4 protein-coding genes are annotated in these 3506 nt (G+C 66.8%); 1 reads left to right on the top strand and 3 read right to left on the bottom strand.

Annotation, left to right across the window (positions count from 1 at the left end):
* Window positions 1-487: 487 nt before the first annotated feature.
* The gene (locus AC08OV_RS24030) at window positions 488-1483 is read right to left on the bottom strand and encodes an AAA family ATPase (protein ID WP_476616060.1); all 996 of its coding nucleotides are present in this window, start codon (window positions 1481-1483) and stop codon (window positions 488-490) included.
* Between the two features lie 635 nt (window positions 1484-2118).
* The gene (locus AC08OV_RS24025; RefSeq protein ID WP_476616058.1) at window positions 2119-2385 is read right to left on the bottom strand and encodes a hypothetical protein; all 267 of its coding nucleotides are present in this window, start codon (window positions 2383-2385) and stop codon (window positions 2119-2121) included.
* A 241-nt stretch (window positions 2386-2626) separates the two neighbouring features.
* Here AC08OV_RS24025 and AC08OV_RS24020 point away from each other — a divergent pair, with 241 nt between their 5' ends.
* A complete protein-coding gene (locus tag AC08OV_RS24020; protein ID WP_476616059.1) occupies window positions 2627-2791 on the top strand; it encodes a hypothetical protein in 165 nt (54 codons plus the stop codon).
* A gap of 110 nt (window positions 2792-2901) precedes the next feature.
* Here the strand turns inward: AC08OV_RS24020 and AC08OV_RS24015 are convergent, their stop codons facing one another.
* Window positions 2902-3216 (bottom strand): hypothetical protein, encoded by a 315-nt coding sequence (locus tag AC08OV_RS24015; protein ID WP_043591342.1) that lies wholly within the window; start codon window positions 3214-3216, stop codon window positions 2902-2904.
* Between the last annotated feature and the right edge of the window lie 290 nt (window positions 3217-3506).

The following is a 3506-nucleotide window of genomic DNA, read 5'->3' as shown; positions in this document are numbered from 1 at the left end:
GGCTTGAGCGACGGTACCCGTCGAAAACACCCGGGAGCCCGCGTTCCGGTCACCTCCCCGGCCGGAAGGTCGTCCGCGTCCTGATCCCGGTGAAGGGCCGCACGCCCCCCTCGCGACGGACGGTCTGGGACCGACCGCCGCAGCCCCGGCGCACACGTCCGGTCCGCCGGCGTCGGCGTTGGCTCCGACGCCGGCACCCACCAGCCCCGCGAACGGATCCCTCCCGCACGTGGGTGGCGCCGGTCCCGCCGGAGTCCCCGCGTCCCCATCGCCGGCGGTGGCGAAGTCCGAGCCCGCCCAGCCTCCGGCCGCCGCGCCCCCGAGCCAGCCGGCTCCGCAGGATGCGTCGTGCCCCGCTGAAGCGGTGGCGACCGTCGACTACCGGGGCCGTCACTGGCCGACACGCTACGACTGCGCCACCTACGTAGGCTCCGCCCCGGCGGTCCTACCCTGCTGCGCCCGATGTCGGCCGACCAGGGTGCCACGGTCAGATGCCGACGAGACGACGCGGGGACGGGATGGTCTCGACGACCTCGTCCACGACGTCCTCGGCGATGACGCGGCGCAGTTCCGCCTCGGGGCTCAGCACCAGCCGGTGTGCCAGGACCGGCTTGGCCAGCGCTTTGACGTCGTCGGGGGTCACGAAGGCCCGTCCCTGCGACGCGGCACGCACCTGGACGGCCCGAAGCAGCGCGATACTGCCCCGTGGGCTCGCCCCCAGGCGGACGACATCCGGCAGCGTGCGGGTCGCGGCGACCAGATCGACGATGTACCGCCGGAGGGCGGGTGCCACATGGATGGCAGATGTCCGGGCGGCGTGGGCCACCACGTCCTCCGCCCGCATCACCGGTCTCAGATCCTCGATGCGCCGACCCAGCTGCCGACCATCGAGGATCTCCAGTTCCGCAGCGAGGGAGGGATATCCCATTCGCAATCGCATGAGGAACCGGTCCAGATGGGCCTCGGGCAAGCTGTACGTGCCGTCCATGTCGATCGGGTTCTGCGTCGCGACGACCATGAAGGGCCGCGGTACCGGATAACCGGTCCCATCGACGGTGACCCGCCCCTCCTCCATGACCTCCAGCAGAGCCGACTGCGTCTTCGGCGAGGCGCGATTGATCCCATCGCCGATGACGAGGTTGGTGAACACCGGGCCCCCGCGGAATCCGAACTCCTCGGCACGCTGGTTGTAGACCATCGTCCCAATGATGTCCGCGGGCAGCAGGTCGGGCGTGAACTGGATGCGATGACAGCCGGCGCCCACCGACGCGGCGAGGCTGCGGGCCAGGGAGGTCTTCCCCAGACCGGGGACATCCTCGACGAGGAGATGGCCGTCGGCGAACATGCAGATCGTCGCGAGATCCACCACCTCACGCTTGCCGCGGATGACCTTCTCGACGTTGGCGACCACATCGTGGAAGGAGGCTGAGAACGTGGCAACCGCGGACCGGTCGCCGGACGTACTGTCGCGGCCGTCGCCCATGCGGGTCACGCGCTGCCTCCTAGCCCAACGGTGTCGGGGAACGAGGACCGTCCGAGCGATGCGGACAGCGTGCTCAATCACCGGAATGGGCTCCTCGTGGGTTGATGGAGGCGGACCGTGCCGGGCGAGGGGGCAACCGGCCCGGTCCGCCCACGGGCGGCGGGGGGAACCGCCCGGGTACGGCGACCCGCGGCGGCCGTCGCCGCCGCGGAGCCGATCCGTTCCGCTGCGATAGACGACGAGCCGACCCGCTTCGTTGTGCCATAACCCGATGGAATTGTCGATCCAGTGATCCTTCGACCGGAGGATATCGTCGACCGCTTCGTTACGTGCAGATCTAGCTACGCTCCGACGCAAGCTGGATGCAATATCACGGAGACGACGCGAGGGTCGCAACCTGTCGGCCAAGGGAGGCGTCTCACGCAGCAAGAACGACGACGTCGCCCAGACGGACCATCCCGATATGGGCAACATCAGCCCAAGATGCCTACGGCCTGTCCGCGTATCGTTGGGTGATACGTGGAGATGTGGTGAGCGATGTACCCCTCCTACGGCGCTCACCCGGAGGTGTCTGTGTGGGCGGGCGGGGTGGCCCGCCCACACAGACACCGGCACCGCCGCCAAACGGCGCCGGCCTATGAACGAGAATCGATGGTCAGCCGGTCCGGGCCACTCAGCTCGACGACGCGGAATCCGACGACGTCGCGCAGGCCGCGACCCGGGTCGAAGCCGGCGGTTGCATGGGTGAGGAGATGGGTGAGGACGAGGTAGGCACCGGTGGGCAGGGCGTCCACGAGGCGGCGGACGATGCCAGGCTTCAGGAACGGTCCGGATGCGGTGGGTGGCGGGCGGCTGGACGGTCGTCGGGCCACCCGGGGTGGTAGGAAAGGAAGTGCGTGCACACGCGGGTGGTCACCGAGATCCATGAACCCGCGGAGGCTCTACAGACGGTGAGGTCCAGAACCCGCGACGCATCATTCGTCACGTTTTGTAGCTTCATCAGAGATACATTAACGCGAAGGAAACACCGATTTACACTCCAGAAACCCTGCCGTGCGAGCCTCCTTCTACGTATCACCCGGCTTCCGCCTTCGAGCCGGGCAGGCCAACCGGTACTCTCAGCACGGTGAGGTGATTACAGCTATGCACGACATTGTGACGATAGCCGCCACTATTAACGAGCGTCCCACCCTCGAGGAAACCGACGCAATGCTGGCCGAACTGCGGCGGCTACCACGCGATGGGAAGACTATCGAGCTGATCGATGAACTGCTCGAATTCCGGTCGCTCCTGAAGGCGATGGCCTGAGCTGTACCCCCGGAGCGACCGGAACCGAACGACCGGAACCAGTAATCATCCCGACAACCCGGCGGAGTTTCGCGTTCCGGCCGGTGTCGTCGGATCACCCGTCTATCGGGTTACTGCTGACCCCCGCCAAACGGCTGGCCCTGCTGCTGCTCGCCGCCCAGCCCCGAGGCGAAACGCTCCCCAGCGATTCCTCCACCCTGAACACCCGCGCCTACTCCCGCAAGCTCCAGGAGTCGGTTCTCGACGTACCGCTCGCTGTGGTGCGTCTTGTCCGCGATCCGCTGGACGAGGTCGTTGACGCTCGTCGCGGAGTCAAGGTCCGCCGGGCTCACCTGACCGAACTGGTCGAGGATTCGGTAACGAATCTGCCGCCAGTTCTGCCGCAGCTGCTGTTCCACCTGCTGCACCTGCTGCTGTTGAGCCATTTTCCCTCTTTCTCCTCTCGAGCAGAACACCCGGATGTGTGTCGGCCAGCACCGGCCGGCACGGGAGGCACGTTACCGCAGCCGAGCTGAGCGACGTCAAACCCGAGAACCGATATGAGTGTATCCTCACGCGTCCGACGTCCGGCACCTGAGAGCCGTATCAGAGCACATCGCCCTCATACCGGTTGAGGAGACGACCGCAGCAGTGTGGAACTCGTACCAAGGGAACGAAATGCCGTACTGCACAGGATTCTTGAAATCTCGGTTGAACAACGTGGTTGAACAACGTG

Source organism: Frankia sp. CeTa3Moorea, assembly GCF_978021225.1.
This window is presented reverse-complemented; position numbering and strand designations above follow the sequence as displayed.

Bases quoted from the DNA above. Each gene is read 5' to 3' on its own strand.
- AC08OV_RS24030 (WP_476616060.1), bottom strand. From the start codon at position 1,483: ATGGGCGACGGCCGCGACAGTACGTCCGGCGACCGGTCCGCGGTTGCC.
- AC08OV_RS24020 (WP_476616059.1), top strand. From the start codon at position 2,627: ATGCACGACATTGTGACGATAGCCGCCACTATTAACGAGCGTCCCACC.
- AC08OV_RS24015 (WP_043591342.1), bottom strand. From the start codon at position 3,216: ATGGCTCAACAGCAGCAGGTGCAGCAGGTGGAACAGCAGCTGCGGCAG.